Here is an 18,182-nt window from a genome sequence, read left to right as displayed (position 1 = left end):
CACCGCATACCCGGAGGGCAGCCCCTACCGACGGTGCTACCGCGTGCACTGTCGGTCTCCTATGGTCCGACCATGAAGAAGCTCGCGGCGGCCGTGCTGGCCGTCTTCATGGTGCTGTTCGCTACGGTGCCGGCCGCGGCCGCCACCGGACGCCGGGTCGTCGTCTACTACCAGACCGGCTACGACGGCGATTCCTACATCTCCCCACTGGGTCTGACCGACAACGACACCGGCGTCACCGATGTGATCGTCGGCGCTGTGCACCTCAACGACGGCGCCACCGTGACGTTGAACGACGATCCGCCGTCCGCGGACCGGTACCGCCGGCTGTGGCAGGACCTCGCCACCATGCAGGGCCAGGGCGTGCACGCGCTGGCGTTCGTCGGCGGTGCGGCCAAGGGCAGCTTCGAGCGGCTGGAGAACGACTTCGACACCTACTATCCGTTGCTGCGGCAGCTGATCAAGGACCACTCGCTGTCCGGGATCGACCTCGACGTCGAGGAGCAGATGTCGAACGGCGCGCTGAACAAGCTGATCGACGCGCTGCGGGCGGACTTCGGCCCGGACTTCCTGATCACGCTCGCCCCGGTCGCCCCCGAGCTCGCCGGCGGCGGCGGGCTGTCCGGCCTGGACTACGACCAGCTCTACCGCGACCGCGGCGACCAGATCTCCTGGTTCAACACGCAGTTCTACTGCGGCTGGGGCTCACTCGCCGACACCTCGGGTTACGACGGGATCATCAGCCACGGCGTCGTGCCCGCGAGCAAGGTCGTCGCCGGGACCGTGACCAACCCGGCGAACTGCAGCGGTTACGTCGACATGCCGACCCTTCAGTCGACCGTCGGCAGCCTGGTGCAGAAGTACCCGGACTTCGGCGGCGTGGACGGCTGGGAGTACTTCAACTCGCTGCCCGGCGACAAAGCCGCGCCGTGGCAGTGGGCGCAGCAGATCGCGCCCACCGTCAAGGGCTGACGCCCGGCGGGAGAGGACTCACCGGCGCGGCAGCCATTCGCAGGATTTCCCGTGCCAGCACGTCGTTCTGCCGGAACGAGGCGGCGTTCGTCCGAGGCCGGGTGAACGCCGCCGCGGAGCGGACGCTGGTGTGCGGGCCGACCGCGAACCGCCGCGGGTGAGGCGTGCCGGCCGCGGTGTGCACACGGAAGTCGCCGGCCGTGGTGGCGATGCGGCCGGACGGCAGCGGCCCGCCGCTCGCGTCCGGCACTTCCTCCTCCACCAGCGTGCCCGCGTCCCGCAGGCTGCGCAGCAGCGGGTCGGAAACACGCGAAATGCTCGCCTCCGGCAGCCGCGCCTCGATCAGGGTGCGCGCCGTGACCGTGTCCGGATGGCTCGCGCTGGACGCGACGAACATCCCGGCCTCCTCGTCGGCGGTCAGCAGCACGTCGGCGCCGAGGAACGAGACGATGCCGGCGTCGGCGAGCGCGAGCAGCTCCTCCAGCCGGCGCGGCGGCGGACCGCTGGCGTAGAAGGAGAAGAAGCCGCGGAACCAGCCGTCCATCCCGCTCACCTGCGAGGCCGCGGAAAGCCGTCCGGTGGCCAGCAGCGCGGGCAGCTGGCCGACCACCGACAACAGCGCCATGAACGCACCGAGGTCGGCGCTGTAGTACCCGTCGGCGCGCCGGGCGAGGTCGGCTTCCACGTACTCCCGCAACGCTTTGCCGAATTCCTCCACACACGGGTACCGCTGGCCGTCCAACGGACGGTCCAGCTTCTCCAGGTCCAGCCGGTCGTCCTCGGCCGGGACCGCGGCCGCGATCAGTTCGTCCATTTCGGACGTTCCCCAGCGCAGGTCCGCGAACGCGTCGGCGAACACCGGGAAATCGATGCGCACCCGGTCCGGATGGCCGGTGAACAGCTCCGTGTAGTAGGCCCAGGCGAGTTCCTTGGCGATCAACGGCCACACGTCGGCGCGGAAGTCCAGCGGGCCGGGCCGGCCGGCCAGCTCGGCGATCGCGTACTGGTCGAAGAACCTGGGCAGCTGCAACGGTTTCCCACGCAGCCGGTAGGCGGTTTTCGCGTGGTAGGGCACTCCGCGCCGGGAACCGACGTGCAGCACCGGCTCGGCGCCGCTCGGGTGGTAACGCAGCCCGCCACCCGAACGTTCGGAGAACCGGCCGCCGCGCCCCTCGGTCAGCAGCAGCATCAGGTCCACGAAAGCCAGCCCGAAACCCCGTACCAGCACCGGTTCCCCGGCCGGTACGTCCGCGTAGTCGACGTCGGCGGTGTACCCGGCAGGGTAGTACGCCAGGCCGTGCCGCCCGGCGAACTCCGCCAGCACGCGTTCGTCCGGGTCGGGCAGTGCGTCGAGATGCCCGACGGTCAGCACCACCGCGTCCGCCGCCACCACCGTCCCGTCCGAGAGCCGGACGGACTCGCGCTCACCGTCGTCGATGCCGACCGCGGTGGCCCGGTGCTCCACCACCTCGATGCCGGGCGGAAGTTCGGCGACCACCTTGCGGTAGAACCACTCCAAGTACCGGCTCTGCAACCGGCGGGTCGGAAAGTCCGTGGCAGCCAGCGTTTCCAGCTCGTCGCGCAGATCATCGGGCACCTGATGCTCCAGGTCGCCCGCGCGGACCCCACGCGCCCATTCGATCAACGACGGGCCGGGCAGCACCGGACCGTCGATCCGTACCGTGTCGTCGGTGAACACGGTGACGTCCTCGGGCATCGAGTTCATCCGCAGCAGCGGCGACTGCTCGTACCGCCAGACCCTGCCGGGGCCCGGCGGGAACGGGTCGATCAGGTGCACCGCCAGCCTGCCCCGGCCGAGCAGTTCGGCGGCGCTGGCGGACAGCCGTTCCAGGACGCCGACCCCACGAGGTCCGGCGCCCACTATGGCGAGCGTGAACGTCGCGAGGTCGGTCACGCGGCCGAAGCTACGCGCGTGGAGTCCCCCGCGAGCGGTGTTCCACAGTGCGGACGACCGGCCACCCGGGTGTGGCATAGGCCACACCAAGGCGGTTGCCGAGCTGGGTCGAGTGCGGAGCGCTATCGTCTGGACACGCGACGAACTGCCCGTGACCTGATGGATACCGGCGAAAGAACCTAGAGAATCACCAACAGTCACGAGACACTGAGGCGGACGACTCACCACGTGTGACCGGCCCGTGACCAGGAGGTTCTATGGTCACCTGTTGGTCACCATTGCGGCACGGTGCGCATACAGAGCGGGGAGAACACGGATGACGGCAGGATCCGAACGAGTCACGTTCCGCGAGGTGTTCGGCGTCGCCGAATTCCGCGCCCTGTGGTTCGGCGAACTGCTGTCGATCGCCGGTGACCAGCTCGCCAGGGTCGCCCTCTCCGTGCTGGTCTACGCGAGGACCGGGTCGGCCACGCTGACCGGGCTCACCTACGCGCTCACGTTCTTCCCGTCGTTGTTCGGCGGCATCTTCCTGACCGGCCTCGCCGACCGGTTCCCACGGCGCACGGTGATGGTCGCGGTCGACCTCATGCGCGCGGTGCTGATCGGGCTGGTGGCCATCCCCGGGCTGCCGTTGTGGACGCTGTGCGTACTGGTCGGCCTGGTCTCCCTGCTGAACCCACCGTTCAAGGCCTCCCAGCTGGCCCTGCTGCCCCAGATTCTCGAGGGCGACCGGTTCGTGGTCGGCATGGGCGTGCGCAGCATGACCGTGCAGTCCGCACAGCTGCTCGGGTTCGCCGGCGGCGGCGCGCTGCTGCTGGCACTGGACCCGCGGCTGGCGCTCGTGCTCGACGCGGCGACCTTCATTCTTTCCGCGCTCTTCGTACGTTTCGGCCTGAAGGCCCGCCCGGCCGCGGCGAGCGGCGACAAGCGAAGGCCGTTCTTCTCGTCGCTCAGCTCCGGCGGGAAGATCGCGTTCACCACCGCGGCGTTGCGCCCGCTGATGCTGTTCACCTGGCTGGCCGGTCTGCTGCCGGTGTACGAGGGCATCGCCGCGCCCTACGTCGACTCCTCCGGCGGCGGCCCTGGCGTGATCGGCCTGCTGCTGGCCGCCGACCCGGTGGGCAGCGTGATCTTCACGTTCATCTACACCCGGTGGGTGCCCGCGGCGATCCGGCCGAAGCTGATCGGCCCGCTCACCGCGCTCGCCGCGATCCCGCTGCTCGTCTGCTTCCTGCAGCCGGGCGCGGTGGTGTCGGTGATCCTGTTCGTGATTTCCGGCGGCTTCGGCACGATCGCCCTGCTGCAGGCCACCGCGTCGCTCACGATCGCGGTGCCGGACGAGACCCGGGCGCAGACGATGGGGCTGTCGAACACCGGCCTGACCACGACGATGGGTGTCGTTCCGCTGATCGGCGGCGTCCTGGCCGATCACCTGAGCGCGCAGACCACCGTCGGGATCTTCGGGCTCGCCGGTCTGATTATTACGATTCCGCTAACCCTCATGTGGCAGCGGGCGCTGGGCGGCGCCGCTGAGGAGGACATCGCGAAGGAAGCCACACGCGCCGAACATGCCTGATGCTCCGCGCGTGGGCTCTGACCTGCGCGACCTTGCGGTGCTGCTACGCGGTCACTGTTCCTTGCTGCGCATTGCTGGTCACCCTTCATTCGGTGTCTTCGGGAAAAAGGTACACACCTATGCCCCTTGTGGACAGGCGGCAAACGGACTGAAACTGTGTGTGAGGAGATTGTCACCGGACTTTTACGCAAGGATCTGGGGGAAAAATGGTCACATCGGGGGAACGGTCTGGACGGGATCTGATCGCCGCGGTGCGCGGGTGGACGCTGTGGACGCGCCCGGGCCCGTGGGTCGCGGTCACGCTGTCGAGCATGGCGGTCGCCGTCGCGCTCAGCGTGACCAGTGCGTTCCTGGTCCCGGTCACGATGGCCGAGCTGGGCCTGTTCGGGCTGCTCGCGGGCCTCGCGGTCGCGCAGACCGAGGTGACCCGCCGGATCGAGCGCCAGCGCCGGATGCTGAGCCACGGCCCGCACATCACCGTGACGTCGGTGTGGCTGCTGCCCGCGGCCCTGCTCATGCCACCGCAGCTGATGGCGGCGCTGGGCGTGGTGATCTACCTCTACCTCGCCTTCCGCAGCTGGAACGGGATCCAGCCGGGGGAGGGCCACCGCGTCGCGGCGAACGCGACGACGATGATCCTGTCCGGCTTCGGTGCCTCGCTGGCCGCCTTCTGTGTCGGTGAGCAGGGCGTGTCGACGATCGTCGCCGCGGCGTTCGGCTACTTCCTGGTGAACACTGCGCTGACCGGCCTCGGCCTCTATCTCGCCGCCCCGAAGTCGGCGACCCCCTCGCTCTGTCTCGGCAGCATGGACGACAACGTCCTGGAGGCGGCGATCCTGTGCGTCGGCGGCCTGCTGACGATGGTGCTGACCGAGCAGCCCGTGCTGTCCGCGCTGGTGATCCTGCCGCTGTACGTGCTGCAGCGTTCGGTGCTGATCAAGCGGCTCGAGGAGCTCGCGACCACGGACCAGAAGACACAGCTGCTCAACGCCACCACCTGGCAGGAGGGTGCCCAGCGCGAGGTCTCCCGCGCGGAGCGCGAGCAGGGCACCTTCGGCGCACTGATGATCGACCTCGACCACTTCAAGCACATCAACGACACCTATGGCCACCTCGCCGGCGACGACGTGCTGAAGGCGGTGGCCGCCGTCGTCCGGCAGGAGACGCGGGCGCACGACCTGGTCGGCCGGTTCGGCGGCGAGGAGTTCGTGGCGCTGCTGCCCGCGACGTCCAAGGAGGACGCGGTCGTGACCGCGGACCGGATCCGGCAGCGGATCAGCGAGCTGGTCATCCAGACCCACACGAACGAGGGCGAGGCGGTGTCCATCGAACGACGCACCGCCTCGATCGGCGTCGCGGCTTTCCCGTTCGACGGGTCGAACATCGAGGACGTGATGGCAGCGGCCGACGCGGCGGTGTACGTGGCCAAGGACAGCGGCCGCAACCGCGTGGTCGGCTCACCGGCAAGCCCGCACGCCGGCACAGCGACAATGCCGGCACCGGCCGCGGCGAAGGTGACCGTGCCCGGCCCCGCAACGCCGCTCGCCTCGACCGGCTTCAACTCGACCGGCTCCGGCTCGGCCGCGGCGCGGTCGGCACTCGTCGGCGCCGCCTGAGCGACTCGGCCCGGCCGGCACCCTCCCCCGGCCGGCCGGGCCTCCTCCTCAGCCGGACGCCTGCACCCACCTCACCGCAGCCGGATTCCGCACCCACCTCGACAGCCGGGCTCACTCCTCACACGCCCGCAACCGAACCCCCGCACAAACCTCGGTAGCCGGGCTTCCTCCTCACACGCCCGCGCAGCCGGACTTCTCCACACGGCCTCACCGCAGCCAGGCCCCGCTCCCACCTCGGTAGCCAGGCTCACTCCTCACACGCCCCCGCAACCGGACCCCGCCGCACGCGTCCCCGCAGCGGTCTTCTCCTCACCGACTCCGCAGCCACCCCACCGCAAGCGGTGCAGCCCCGCGGTCGCCTCACCGCAGGCGTTCGATCACGTTCACGGATTTGGTCTGCAGCCGCAGGACTCCTCCCACGGTGAACTCCGTGAGGAGGTCCACCAGGGTTTCCTGGGCCGGCGGGTCTCCTTTCCAGGACATCTGGACCAGCGCCTCCGTCATCGCGAAGTACAGCGCCACCAGCGCCTTGTCCGCGCGGCCGGAGTCCACGCCCTGTGCGGCCCACCGTTGCCGGCTCGCCTCTGCGTGGACGGCGGCGAGTCGTTCCCGCAGCCGGGTGAGCGCCGGGTCGCCGGCGCGCTCGGCCTCGCGCAGCACCGGGAACACCTCCGGATGGGCCTCGACGAAGGCGAACATGGTCGAGTAGTTCGCCCGGGCCCACGTGCGCAGGTCGGGCTCCGAGGTATCCAGCGCGACCGCGCTGATCGTGTCGAACGCGCGTTCCTCGATGTCCGTCGTCAGCTCGGCGAACAAGGTGCCGCGGTTGGTGAACTGCTCGTACACCGACTGCCGGGACACACCCGCCGACCGGGCGATCTCCTCGATCGTCGCGGCCTGGAAGCCGTGCACGGCGACCGCCTCGGCCGCCGCGCGCAGCACCCGGGTGCGCTGCTGGTCGACCGGCAGTTTCCTCGGCCGGCCTCGCGGCGCGGGGCTCGACATGTCCGCCACCTCACGTGCTGTTTCCGACGACGCTGTCCGAAAACTATGCCTGGCCGACGCGGGGCAGAGCAGGGCGACACGCACTGCCGGCCAGTACCCCCGCCTATCCGGGGGCATGTGCCCGGTTCGCCGGGGCGCCCGCCCCGTCGAGCTGCGGCGGTTTCCGGTCGACCGCACGGAACTCCGCGGCCCGGCGTTCGATGAACGCCACGGATTCCTGGGGACTCAACGCCTTTTCCCGGATCTGCCCGATCACGTCCCGGTAGGTCCCGACGTCACCGGCGTCCAGGATGAACGCACCCGAGCTGTAGTGCTCGAAGTAGACGATCGGATCCGCGCCGCGCATCGCGTAGAGGGTGAACTGCCCGCCCAGCCCGGGATGCTCGCCGACGTCGACCCGCACGATCCGTACGCGCAGCCGCGGCGACGTGGTCGCGAGGTCGGCGATGAACCGCAGCTGCCGCGCCATCGTCTCCGCGCCGCCGACCGGGTTGTACAGCGCCGCCTCGCCGATCAGTGCCTCGAACGGGACGGCCCGCGGGCCCACCACCAGTGGCCGGCGGGCGACGCGGGCGTCCGCCTGCCGTTCGGCTGCCGCCGGCGGCAGCCCGTCCGAGGCGAACAGCGCGCGGGCGTAGTCCGGGATCTGCAACAGCCCGGGCACCAGCAGCGGATGCCATTCGACGAGCGAGGTGGCCGCCCGTTCACACGCGAGCAGGCCCGCCATGTGCTCCGGTTCGGCCTGCCTGCCGAGCGTGATCCATCCGGGATCGGAGGTTCCGCGCGCCAGGCACAGGATTCGTTGTTTGTCCTCCCCGACCACGCCGAGCGCGCCGAGGATCCCGGCTACGTCCTCGATGCCGGGGACCCGTTGGCCCAGTTCCCAGTTCGACAGCAGTGCCGGGTTCGCGCCGACTCGCCGGGCCAGTTCGCGGACGCCGAAATGGGCCTCGAGCCGAGCGTCGCGCAGGGCGGCGCCCAGCGTACGGATCCGGGGGGTGAGCATGGCCGTGCCTCGCATGCGGCACAGATATAGGTGTCAGCACCGGTAAACACCCCGGTGATCACCCGATGGTGGGGTGCCGGGGCCGCGCGGGCCCCGGCACCGGCTCACTTCAGGCCGGTCGCCTCCGCCGCGGCCGGGTCGGACTCGGCGAGGAACGTCCTGCAGCGCTCGTGTTCCTCGGTCTCGCCGATCCGGCCGGCCGCGATGCCGAGTGCGGCGAGGGCACGGAGGAAACCCTGGTTCGGACGGTGCTCCCAGGGCACCGGGCCGAAGCCCTTCCAGCCCGCGCGGCGCAACTGGTCGAGACCGCGGTGGTAGCCGGTACGGGCGTAGGCATACGCGGTGACGGTGTCACCATCGGACAACGCGCGCTCGGCGAGCGTGGCCCAGGCCGCGCTGAACTCCGGATTCTCGGCCGCGACGGCCGACGGGTCGGTGCCCGCGTCCAGTGCGGCCTGTGCGGCGGTGTGCTCGGGCAGCAGCGTCGGGTCGGGGCCCAGCAGGTTGTGCGTCATGCCGCCATTCTGCCCACGTCCCGCGCGGTCAGAGGAACAGGCTGGTGAGCACGCCCCCGCCGGCCAACACGAGAGCGGCGATGACCACGGCGGCGACGACCCGTTTCGGCAACATGGCCCGACACCCTGCCCGGAACCGGCCACCACGGGCAACTCCGTCACCCGGAGGTGTGAGATCGGTACGGCCTGCCCGACTCGTCTCAGAAGGCTGTAGCACCGTGTGTCTCGTAGGGCTACACTGGGCGGGTGAACGTCATCAGCCAGCGTGAATTCCGGAACAACTCCGCTTCGGTGATGGACGCGGTGGCGGAAGGTGCGACCTTTCACGTGACCCGCAACGGGGTGGAGGTCGCGGAGCTCCGGCCGGTTCCCCGGGCGCGTCGGCTGTCGGCCGAGGAACTGGTGGCCCGGCACCGGCGGCTGCCCCGGGTCGATCCGGGCGAGCTGCGACGGGAAAGCCTCGAGCTCTTCGGTGCGGAACACGCCGGTGAAGACGACCCGTGGACGCGTGAGCGTGGCTGAACGTGCCGAACGAGGAGTGCTCGACACCTGCGCGTATCTCGACCTGGCCCTGCTCGATCCGGAAACCCTGCCCCGTCATCCCGAGCTGACCTCGGTCACGATGGCCGAACTGCACCAGGGTGTGGCCATGGCGAAAGATCCAGTCGCCCGGGCGGCGCGCACCGAGCAGACCGGTGCGGCCATGGTGGATTTCGCGCCGACGCTTCCGTTCGACAACGACGCGGCGGCTCGCTACGGCAGCCTGGTGGCTCTCACCGTCGGCCGTCGGCGGGATCCCCGGTCACACCGGCTGGACCTGATGATCGCTGCCATCGCGTCCGTGCACGAATTGCCGCTCTACACCCGCAACGCGGCGGATTTCGCCGGTCTGGAAAGCATGGTCGACGTGGTCGCACTCTGATCACTGGCATCTCGCCGCGACGGTTCCGGACGAGCTTTCGCAGGGCCATGTCCCACAACAGCCCCGGGGGCCCACACGAGGTGCGCGGAAACCACGGCACGAGCGTCGATCGGCGCATGCCCACCAGAGACGAAACGGCTCCTCCCCGGAATCCGGGGAGGAGCCGTTGCGGGACAACGGGTCAGCGGAGCTTGTTGCCCGCCGAGCCCAGGGCCTGCGTCGCCTCCACCACGCGGGCCGCCATGCCGGTTTCGGCGGCCTTCAGGTAGCTGCGCGGGTCGTAGACCTTCTTGTTGCCCACTTCGCCGTCGATCTTCAGGACGCCGTCGTAGTTCTTGAAGAAGTGGTCGGCCACCGGGCGGGTGAAGGCGTACTGCGTGTCGGTGTCGACGTTCATCTTCACCACGCCGTAGGACACCGCCTCGCGGATTTCCTCCGGCAGCGAGCCCGAGCCGCCGTGGAAGACCAGCTCGAACGGCTTCGAGCCGGACGGAAGGCCCAGCTTCTCCGACACGACCTCCTGGCCGCGCTTGAGCACGTCCGGGCGCAGCTGGACGTTGCCCGGCTTGTACACGCCGTGCACGTTGCCGAACGTCGCGGCCAGCAGGTACCGGCCCTGGTCACCGGAGCCCAGCACGTCGACCGTCTTCACGAAGTCGCCCTCGGCGGTGTAGAGCTTCTCGTTGATGTCGTTGGCGACGCCGTCCTCCTCGCCGCCGACCACACCGATCTCGACCTCGAGGACGATCTTCGCGGCGGCCGCCTTGCCCAGCAGCTCCTGGGCGATCTTCAGGTTCTCGTCCAGGTCGATCGCCGAGCCGTCCCACATGTGCGACTGGAACAGCGGGTTCTTCCCGGCCTTGACCCGCTCCGCGGAGATCTCCAGCAGCGGCCGGACGAAACCGTCCAGCTTGTCTTTCGGGCAGTGGTCGGTGTGCAGCGCCACGTTGACGTCGTACTTCGCCGCCACGACCTGCGCGAACTCGGCCAGCGCCGACGCGCCGACCACCATGTCCTTCACCTTCTGCCCGGAGGCGAACTCCGAGCCGCCGGTGGAGAACTGGATGATCCCGTCGCTCTCCGCCTCGGCGAACCCGCGGATCGCGGCGTTCACGGTTTCCGACGAGGTCACGTTGATGGCCGGGAAGGCGAACTCGTTCTTCTTCGCCCGGTCGAGCATCTCCGCATAGACCTCGGGGGTGGCGATGGGCATCGTTTCCTCCTCGAGACGACTGGCTGCTACAGCGGCATCGTACGAGGTGGACCGGCCGCGCGGGCCGGTCCACCTCATAACCGTCCACTATAGCTGGACCGATTCAGAGCAGCTCGGCCGCCAACGCCCGGTATGCCGGGAACGGATCGTCGCCCAGCGCCTGGACGATCACGTGGTCGGCGCCGGCGTCCAGATGCGCGCGCAGGCCGTCGGCGATCGTGCTCGCTTCGCCGTGCAGGGCGAGCGCGTCGATCAGGCGGTCACTACCCTCGCCGGCGAGGTCCTCGTCGGCGAAACCGAGTTTGCGCAGGTTGGCCACGTAGTTCGACAGCTGGAGGTAGAACGAGGCGCCGCCGCGACCGGTGGTCCGCGCGCGTTCCACGTCGGTGTCCAGCACGACCTTCTGCTCCGGCGCGAGCAGCGGACCGTCGCCGAGGATCTCGCGCGCGGAACGGGTGTGCTCCGGCGTGACCAGGTACGGGTGCGCGCCCGCGGTGCGGTCCCCGGAGAGCTTCAGCACCTTCGGGCCGAGTGCGGCGAGCACGCGCGACTGCTTGGACACCCCGGCGGCGTCCAGCGCGTCCAGGTACTCGACGAGCGCGGCGTAGGGCTTCTTGTACTCCTGGGTGGCCTCGGGATGCCCGGCGCCGATCCCGAGCAGGAACCGGTCCGGGTGCTTCTCGTTGATGCGGTGGAAGGCCCGCGCGATGCCGTCCGGCGCGTCGGCCCAGATGTTCACGATGCCGGTGGCGACGACGAGCCGTTCGGTGGCGTCCAGCAGCTGCTCGACGATCGCCAGGTCCCCACCCGGCGAACCGCCCAGCCAGAGCGCGCCGTACCCGAGTTTCTCCACCTCGGCGGCGAGCGCGCCGTCCGCCTGCGTCGCGACACGGAAGATGCCGACCCTGCCCAGTTCGATAGTCATGCCCATGCGAACGCACGCTACGGCGAATTTCGTCCCGCCGCGGGACTACCGTTTCGGTATGACGAAACTGGGCAGCACCGACCTCGACGTGTTCGGCCTGAACCTGGGCTGCAACGTCTTCGGATTCACCGCCGACGAGCCGGCGTCCTTCGCCGTGCTCGACGCCTACTCTTCAGCGGGCGGCAACTTCCTGGACACCGCTGACGCCTACGGCGGGGATGGCGGTTCGGAGACGATCATCGGCGACTGGCTGGCCCGGCGCGGCCGCCGGGACGACATGGTGATCGCCACCAAGGTCGGCGCGTGGGAGCAGCGGAAGGGGCTGGCGGGCGCGAACATCGTGGCCGCCGCCGAGGATTCCCTGCGCCGGTTGCGCACCGACCACATCGACCTCTACTACGCGCACCGGGACGACCCGGACACGCCGCTGGAGGAAACCCTCACCGCGTTCGACGGGCTCGTGCGTGCGGGCAAGGTCCGCTACATCGCGGCGTCGAACTACTCGGCCACCCGCCTCGCCGAAGCACTGTCCGTTTCGGACAGTGCCGGGCTCGCCCGCTACGCCGCCCTGCAGCCGCACTACAACCTCGTGGAGCGGGACTACGAGACCGAACTCGGCCCGTTCGTCGCCCGCGAAGGCCTGGCGACGCTCCCGTATTTCGCGCTGGCAATGGGATTCCTGACCGGGAAGTACCGGGCGAAGGACGAGCCGGGTGACTCCCCGCGGGCCCCGCGCGCACTCGCCTATCTCGACGAACGCGGTGAACGCGTGCTGGCCGCGCTCGACGGGGTGGCCGCGGCACACGGCGCTTCGGTCGCCAGCGTGGCACTGGCCTGGCTCCGTGCACAGCCGACCGTGGCCGCCCCGATCGCCAGCGCCCGCACGGTGGAGCAGCTCGCCGACCTCGTCGCGTCGGCCACCCTGGAGCTGACCGAGGAGGAGGTCGGCGTCCTCAGCGCCGCCTCGAGCTAGAAAGCACTGATGGTCCGAGTACGTTCGCGGCGGGTCAGGGTGCCGATGACGGCCGCCTGACCGCGCCGGCGGACGGCCAGCCGCGTCAGGAGGTCCAGCACCGGCAGGAACGCCGTGTCCGGGAACTGCGGTGCCGGCAGCTCGATGCTCGCCGCGAGGTCGGTCGTGTGCACGACGATCTCCAACAGCCGGGTGTGCAGGAAATCCTTGCGTCGCAAGGACCAGCCCTGCCACGGGATGCCCACGGCCTCGGCCGCCACACCGGAACGCAGCCGATCCGCGACGTCCGCGAAATCGGCGTCGAAACGCTGCACCATCCAGTCGAAGCCGCGGGCTGCCTCGGCGTCGTCGGTGGTGCGGTCGTTGGCGGGGTCGTCCGGCGACTCGGCCGTGACCCAGGCCGCCCGGGCGTAGTGCTCGGCGGCCGAGTCCAGCGGCGGCAGTTCCGAAGACTCCGTAAGCAGTTCCGCGGCACGGCTCACTTGCCGGGCGAGGTGACAGGCCAGTGCGCCCACGGACATCTCGGGCAGCGCGCTGGGACGGTCCCAGTTCTGACGCAGCGCGTCGGAACGCAGGAGTGCCGAGCACGCCGTGGCGCCGTCGAGAAAAGCCTCGTCGAGTACGTCGTTCATGCCGGCATCCTGGCACGAGGGAACTTACCGATAAGTAGCTTACTCGGGGTAGGTTGCGGTACCGTCCCCCTTCACAGGCGAAAAGACGCTGAGGAGGGCACTGTGGCACTGCTCCGAAACACTTCGGTCGAAGGCAAGGTCGTGCTGATCACCGGAGCCGCCCGTGGCCTCGGTGCCGGGCTCGCCGAACGCCTCGCGGCCCGCGGCGCCAAGGTCGCGCTGGTCGGCCTCGAGGCCGCGGAGCAGGAGAAGGTGGCGAAGCGGATCGGCCCGGACGCGCACTCCTGGGAGGCCGACGTCACCAGCTGGGACGCCCTCGAAGCGGCCACGGCGGGCGTCGTCGAGCACTTCGGCGGCATCGACATCGTGATCGCCAACGCAGGCATCGCCACCGCAGGCTTCGTGCGCTCGGTGGACCGCGCAGCGTTCGAGAAGGTGCTCGAGGTCGACCTGCTCGGCGTCTGGCGCACGTTCCGCGTCACGCTGCCGCACGTGATCGAACGCCGCGGCTACCTGCTGGCGATCTCGTCGCTGGCAGCGATCACGCACGCGCCCGGGATGGCGAACTACGCCGCGGCCAAGGCGGGCGTCGAGGCGTTCTCCAACAGCCTCCGCGCGGAGGTCGCACACCTCGGCGTCAAGGTCGGCGTCGCGCACCCCACGTGGATCCGCACCGATCTGGTCGAAAGCGCCGACGCGCACCCCGTCTTCGGCAAGCTCCGCGCGTCGATGCCGGGCCTGATCGGCAAGACCTACCCGGTGCAGGTGGCGCTCGACGATCTCGAAGCCGGCGTGCTCAAGCGCGCCCGGACGATCCACGTGCCACGCTGGGTGGGCGGGCTGAAGCTGCTGCGCGCGTTCCTGCCGCCGATCATCGAGTTCGGCTCGCGGTCGCGGGTGCCGTCGGCGGACCGGGCCGCACTGAAGGACATCGAGGAACGCGGTGCGTTCGAGTCCGCGGTCACCGGCCACGGCGGGCGCGCCGCCACGAAGCAGGACTGAAGGAGCACGCATGTCCCGTCGCGACCAGATCCGGATGACGCCGGACGAGGTGCAGGCCTTTTTCGCGGCACAGAAGGTGATCAACGTTGCCTCGATCGGCCCGGACAACCGGCCGCATCTGGCGCCGCTCTGGTACTACCCGCACGAGGGCGGCGTCGCGACGTGGACCTACGGCAGCTCGCAGAAGGCCAAGAACCTGCGCCGGCTCCCGGAGGCGACCGTGCTGATCGAGAGCGGCGACTCCTACGAGCAGCTGCGCGGTGTCTCGTTCGAGGCAGCCGTCGAGTTCGTCGAGGACACCGAGCAGGTCACACGGATGGGAATCGCCCTCATGCAGCGGTACGCCGGTGCCGCCCCGGACGATCCGGCGCCGGCGGAGCTGCAGGCCTTCATCGCAGGTCAGGCCCCGAAACGGGTGGGGCTGATCATGCGCCCGACCAAGATCGCCAGCTGGGACCACCGCAAGCTGGCCGGGGTCTACTGATCAGTAGGGAGTACTTCCCAGTAACTGTTACTTGAGGTAACGTCATCTGCGCCAGACCCCCAGTGCAGCGGAGGCCGAGGAGATGACCGAGCAGTTCAGGGTCGTGATCGTGGGCACCGGGTTTTCCGGGCTAGGCCAGGCGATCCAGCTCGAGAAGGCGGGCATCCGGGATTACGTGATCCTGGAGAAGGCCGACGAGGTCGGCGGAACCTGGCGGGACAACTCGTATCCCGGCTGCGCCTGCGACGTGCAGTCCCACATGTACTCGTTCTCCTACGCGCAGAACCCGGACTGGAGCCGGTCGTTCTCCCCGCAGCCGGAGATCTTCGAGTACCTCAAGGGGGTCGCCGACTCCTACCGGCTGCGGGACCGGATCCGGTTCGGCGTGGAGATCACCGGTGCACACTGGGACGCCAAGGCCCGCCGCTGGACCGTCGAGACCAAGGGCGGGCCGGAGTTCTCCGCGCAGTTCCTGGTCGCCGGCGTCGGCGGGCTGCACATCCCGCAGATCCCGCGGCTGCCCGGAATCGCCGAGTTCCAGGGTCAGACCTGGCACTCCGCGCAGTGGAACCACGAGTTCGACCTGCGGGGCAAGAAGGTCGCGGTGGTCGGCACCGGGGCGAGCGCCGTCCAGTTCGTCCCGCAGATCGCCCCGGAAGTCGCCGAGCTGAAACTGTTCCAGCGCACGCCGCCGTGGCTCATGCCCAAACCCGACCACGCCATGCCGGGCTGGGCCAAACGGCTGTTCCGGCTGGTGCCGGGCGCACAGCGGCTGTACCGCACCGCGCTGTACTGGTCACTGGAAGCCCGCGCGATCGGCTTCAACGGCCATCCGCGGCTCATGCGGGCCGCCCAGGTGATCGCGCGCCGGCACATCGACAAGGGCATCAAGGATCCCGCGCTGCGCCGCAAGGTCACGCCCGGCTACACGATGGGCTGCAAGCGGGTGCTGCTGTCCAACGATTACTACCCGGCACTCGACCGGCCGAACGTGGACGTGATCACCGACGGCGTCGCCGAGGTCCGCGCGCACAGCGTGGTCGACGGCGCCGGCGTGGAGCACGAGGTCGACGCGATCGTCTACGGCACCGGGTTCAAGGTGACCGACGCGCTGGAGTACCTCGACATCACCGGCGTCGACGGTCGCGATCTGGCGAAGTCCTGGGCCACCGAAGGCGTGCAGACGCACAAGGGGATCACCGTTTCCGGTTTCCCGAACCTGTTCTTCCTGCTGGGACCGAACACCGCGCTGGGACACAACTCGGTGGTGTTCATGATCGAATCGCAGGCCCGTTACGTGGTCGACGCGATCCGGCTGGCCGAATCCCGCGGTGCCGCGGCACTCGACGTCCGCGAGTCGGTGCAGGAGAAGTTCCAGGACGAGATCCAGCGCAAGCTGGTCAAGGGCGTGTGGACCCAGGGCGGCTGCACGAGCTGGTACCTCGACGCCAAGGGCGTGAACCGCACCATCTGGCCGGGCTTCACCTGGCGGTACTGGCTGGAGACCCGCCGCGTCGAGCCGAGTGACTACGAGCTGAGCGGCCGGTCGTGAACCGCGAGCCGGTCGGACACGAGCAGGTCGTGCTGCACGCACGCGACGTCGATTTCGACTGGTCCCGGCTGCCGGTGCACTGGATCCCTGGACAGCCGCAGGCCACGCACAGCATCAACGTGCTGCACCTGGCGCTGCCCGAGGGCGAACGCTGGTTCGTCGAGGTCTTCAAGCAGGCGGTGCCCCTGATCCGGGACGAGCGACTCCGCGAGGACGTGCTCGGCTTCATCGGCCAGGAAGCGATGCACGCGCAGGCGCACGACGGTGCCGCCGCGGCGCTGGAGACCACCGGCCTGTCCGTGCGGCCCTTCGTGGCGCAGATGGAGTGGATGTTCCGGCGGCTGCTCGGGGACCGGCCCGGTGCCGGACGGGAGTGGCTGATCGAACGGCTCGCCATGGTCGCCGCGATCGAGCACTACACGGCGTTCCTCGGCCAGTGGATCCTGGACGCGGGGGCGCTCGACGCGGCAGGGGCCGATCCGACGATGCTGGATCTGCTGCGCTGGCACGGCGCCGAGGAGGTGGAGCACCGGTCGGTGGCGTTCGACCTGTTCTGCCACCTCGACGGCCGGTACTTCCGGCGGGTGCGCAGTATGGCCGCGGTGACGCCGGTGCTGGCGTGGGTCTTCCTGCGCGGCACGAAGTACCTGATGCGCCACGATCCGAACCGGCCGGGGCGGGCCACCTGGCGGGCCTACCTGCGGGCCGCCCGCCACGGTCTGCTGCCCGGCCCGCGCGGGCTGGGCAAGGAGATCCGGCCGTACTTCCGGAAGTCCTACCACCCCACCGAAACCGGGAACACCGATCAGGCCGTCGCCTACCTCGCGAGCTCACCCGCGGCGCGGGCCGCCGACGTCCTGCCATGACCGGTCCGCGGTTGCCGGCACGGCTGGACGGCAGCGGACGACCGGACGCCCTGCTGTCCACTTTGGTCGCTGTCGGGGCGGCGTACCGGCGGATGGCCGAGTTTTCCGGCCGCCGGCGCCCGCCGGTGCGCGCGGTGGACCGGCGGATACCGCTTGTCGTCGACGCTGTGCGTGTGGAAGCGGACGGCGTGCTGAGCCTTCGGCTGACGCGTCCGGACGGCGCTTCGCTGCCGGCGTGGCGGCCCGGCGCGCACCTCGATCTGACACTGCCTTCGGGCGCGGTGCGGCAGTACTCGCTGTGCGGGGTCCCGGAGGACCTGTCGTACTACCGGATCGCGGTGCGCCGGATCGGTTCCGCCTCGGCGGAGGTGCACGCGCTGGGGCCCGGCGCACGGGTGAGCGTGCGTGGTCCGCGCAACGCGTTCCCGTTCGTGGCCGCCCCGGCTTACCACTTCGTGGCCGGCGGAATCGGGATCACGCCGATCCTGCCGATGGTGCGCCGAGCCGCTGCCCGTGGCGCGGACTGGCGGCTGGTCTACACCGGGCGGGACCGGGCGTCGATGCCGTTCCTCGCGGAGCTCGCCACTCTGGCGCCGGACCGGGTGTGGGTGCGGCCGGACACCGAGTTCGGCATCCCGGCCTCCGGCGCGGAACTGCTGGCCGGGATGGCCCCCGGCGCCGCGGTGTACTGCTGCGGTCCGGTGCCGATGATCAGCGGCGTGCGAGTGGACCTGGCCGGTGTGGGCGCCGCTGTCCACTTCGAACGGTTCGCGCCGCCGCCGATCGTGGCGGGCGAACCGTTCCGTGTGGTCCTGCGACGCAGCGGGCACACGCTCGACGTACCCGCCGGCCGTTCGGCGCTCGACGTGATCCGCGAGGTGCTGCCGGATGTGCCGTACTCGTGCCGGCAGGGCTTCTGCGGCACCTGCGCGGTGCTGACGCCCGAGGGCGAGCGAGTGCGGATCTGCGTGGACCGCGGCCCCGCCGTCCTCGAGCTCTGACCTCGCG

18 protein-coding genes are annotated in these 18,182 nt (G+C 70.1%); 11 read left to right on the top strand and 7 right to left on the bottom strand.

The genetic code is table 11. From position 1 onward, the window contains the following. Positions 1–72 precede the first annotated feature (72 nt). Positions 73–972, top strand: a complete 900-nt coding sequence (locus tag BJY18_RS24535; protein WP_184782253.1) for a glycoside hydrolase family 18 protein — start codon at positions 73–75, stop codon at positions 970–972. On the opposite strand, the gene BJY18_RS24530 is transcribed toward BJY18_RS24535, so the two are convergent. Further along, positions 962–2,887, bottom strand: coding sequence for an FAD/NAD(P)-binding protein (locus BJY18_RS24530; protein WP_312873944.1), 1,926 nt, complete (start codon positions 2,885–2,887; stop codon positions 962–964). The two genes, BJY18_RS24535 and BJY18_RS24530, sit on opposite strands and share 11 nt — an antisense overlap. Before the next feature lie 316 nt (positions 2,888–3,203). Here BJY18_RS24530 and BJY18_RS24525 point away from each other — a divergent pair, with 316 nt between their 5' ends. Together BJY18_RS24525 and BJY18_RS24520 are read left to right on the top strand one after the other, a co-directional pair. Next, the gene (locus BJY18_RS24525; protein WP_184782251.1) at positions 3,204–4,463 is read left to right on the top strand and encodes an MFS transporter; all 1,260 of its coding nucleotides are present in this window, start codon (positions 3,204–3,206) and stop codon (positions 4,461–4,463) included. Between the two features lie 206 nt (positions 4,464–4,669). Further along, on the top strand, positions 4,670–6,079 hold the full coding sequence (locus BJY18_RS24520; protein WP_184782250.1) for a sensor domain-containing diguanylate cyclase: 1,410 nt from the start codon (positions 4,670–4,672) through the stop codon (positions 6,077–6,079). A gap of 360 nt (positions 6,080–6,439) precedes the next feature. Here the strand turns inward: BJY18_RS24520 and BJY18_RS24515 are convergent, their stop codons facing one another. The 3 genes from BJY18_RS24515 to BJY18_RS24505 form a co-directional block, all read right to left on the bottom strand. Beyond that, a complete protein-coding gene (locus BJY18_RS24515; RefSeq protein ID WP_184782249.1) occupies positions 6,440–7,084 on the bottom strand; it encodes a TetR/AcrR family transcriptional regulator in 645 nt (214 codons plus the stop codon). Between the two features lie 103 nt (positions 7,085–7,187). Continuing rightward, positions 7,188–8,105 (bottom strand): helix-turn-helix domain-containing protein, encoded by a 918-nt coding sequence (locus BJY18_RS24510; protein WP_184782248.1) that lies wholly within the window; start codon positions 8,103–8,105, stop codon positions 7,188–7,190. An 89-nt stretch (positions 8,106–8,194) separates the two neighbouring features. Further along, the gene (locus tag BJY18_RS24505) at positions 8,195–8,605 is read right to left on the bottom strand and encodes a DUF3151 domain-containing protein (protein WP_184782247.1); all 411 of its coding nucleotides are present in this window, start codon (positions 8,603–8,605) and stop codon (positions 8,195–8,197) included. A 246-nt stretch (positions 8,606–8,851) separates the two neighbouring features. Between BJY18_RS24505 and BJY18_RS24500 the strand changes: the two genes are divergently transcribed. Beyond that, entirely contained in the window at positions 8,852–9,127 is a 276-nt protein-coding gene (locus tag BJY18_RS24500; RefSeq protein WP_184782246.1) for a type II toxin-antitoxin system Phd/YefM family antitoxin, read from the top strand. Then, positions 9,120–9,527 carry a PIN domain-containing protein gene (locus BJY18_RS24495; protein ID WP_184782245.1) on the top strand — a complete coding sequence of 136 codons (408 nt, stop codon included), beginning with the start codon at positions 9,120–9,122 and terminating at the stop codon, positions 9,525–9,527. The genes BJY18_RS24500 and BJY18_RS24495 overlap by 8 nt, the downstream gene beginning before the upstream one ends. A gap of 181 nt (positions 9,528–9,708) precedes the next feature. Here the strand turns inward: BJY18_RS24495 and fbaA are convergent, their stop codons facing one another. Together fbaA and BJY18_RS24485 are read right to left on the bottom strand one after the other, a co-directional pair. Further along, entirely contained in the window at positions 9,709–10,740 is a 1,032-nt protein-coding gene (fbaA, locus tag BJY18_RS24490) for a class II fructose-bisphosphate aldolase (RefSeq protein WP_184782243.1), read from the bottom strand. Between the two features lie 103 nt (positions 10,741–10,843). Continuing rightward, a complete protein-coding gene (locus tag BJY18_RS24485) occupies positions 10,844–11,665 on the bottom strand; it encodes an LLM class F420-dependent oxidoreductase (RefSeq protein WP_184784818.1) in 822 nt (273 codons plus the stop codon). A 58-nt stretch (positions 11,666–11,723) separates the two neighbouring features. On the opposite strand from BJY18_RS24485, the gene BJY18_RS24480 reads away from it, so the two are divergent. After that, positions 11,724–12,638 (top strand): aldo/keto reductase, encoded by a 915-nt coding sequence (locus BJY18_RS24480; RefSeq protein ID WP_184782242.1) that lies wholly within the window; start codon positions 11,724–11,726, stop codon positions 12,636–12,638. Here the strand turns inward: BJY18_RS24480 and BJY18_RS24475 are convergent. Then, positions 12,635–13,270, bottom strand: coding sequence for a maleylpyruvate isomerase N-terminal domain-containing protein (locus BJY18_RS24475; protein WP_184782241.1), 636 nt, complete (start codon positions 13,268–13,270; stop codon positions 12,635–12,637). The two genes, BJY18_RS24480 and BJY18_RS24475, sit on opposite strands and share 4 nt — an antisense overlap. A 102-nt stretch (positions 13,271–13,372) precedes the next feature. Here BJY18_RS24475 and BJY18_RS24470 point away from each other — a divergent pair, with 102 nt between their 5' ends. From BJY18_RS24470 to BJY18_RS24450, 5 genes are all read left to right on the top strand, one after another. Then, positions 13,373–14,272, top strand: a complete 900-nt coding sequence (locus BJY18_RS24470; RefSeq protein ID WP_312873943.1) for an SDR family oxidoreductase — start codon at positions 13,373–13,375, stop codon at positions 14,270–14,272. Between the two features lie 10 nt (positions 14,273–14,282). Further along, the gene (locus tag BJY18_RS24465) at positions 14,283–14,756 is read left to right on the top strand and encodes a pyridoxamine 5'-phosphate oxidase family protein (RefSeq protein WP_184782240.1); all 474 of its coding nucleotides are present in this window, start codon (positions 14,283–14,285) and stop codon (positions 14,754–14,756) included. A gap of 82 nt (positions 14,757–14,838) precedes the next feature. Further along, positions 14,839–16,308, top strand: a complete 1,470-nt coding sequence (locus BJY18_RS24460) for a flavin-containing monooxygenase (protein ID WP_184782239.1) — start codon at positions 14,839–14,841, stop codon at positions 16,306–16,308. Beyond that, positions 16,305–17,174, top strand: coding sequence for a metal-dependent hydrolase (locus BJY18_RS24455; protein ID WP_184782238.1), 870 nt, complete (start codon positions 16,305–16,307; stop codon positions 17,172–17,174). The genes BJY18_RS24460 and BJY18_RS24455 overlap by 4 nt, the downstream gene beginning before the upstream one ends. Then, a complete protein-coding gene (locus BJY18_RS24450; protein WP_184782236.1) occupies positions 17,171–18,175 on the top strand; it encodes a PDR/VanB family oxidoreductase in 1,005 nt (334 codons plus the stop codon). The genes BJY18_RS24455 and BJY18_RS24450 overlap by 4 nt, the downstream gene beginning before the upstream one ends. The last annotated feature ends 7 nt before the right edge of the window (positions 18,176–18,182 follow it).

The sequence above is a fragment of the Amycolatopsis jiangsuensis genome (assembly GCF_014204865.1).
Taxonomy (GTDB): Bacteria; Actinomycetota; Actinomycetes; order Mycobacteriales; family Pseudonocardiaceae; genus Amycolatopsis; species Amycolatopsis jiangsuensis.
The sequence above is the reverse complement of the archived record's forward strand: the minus strand, read 5'-3'. Positions and strand labels throughout refer to the sequence as shown.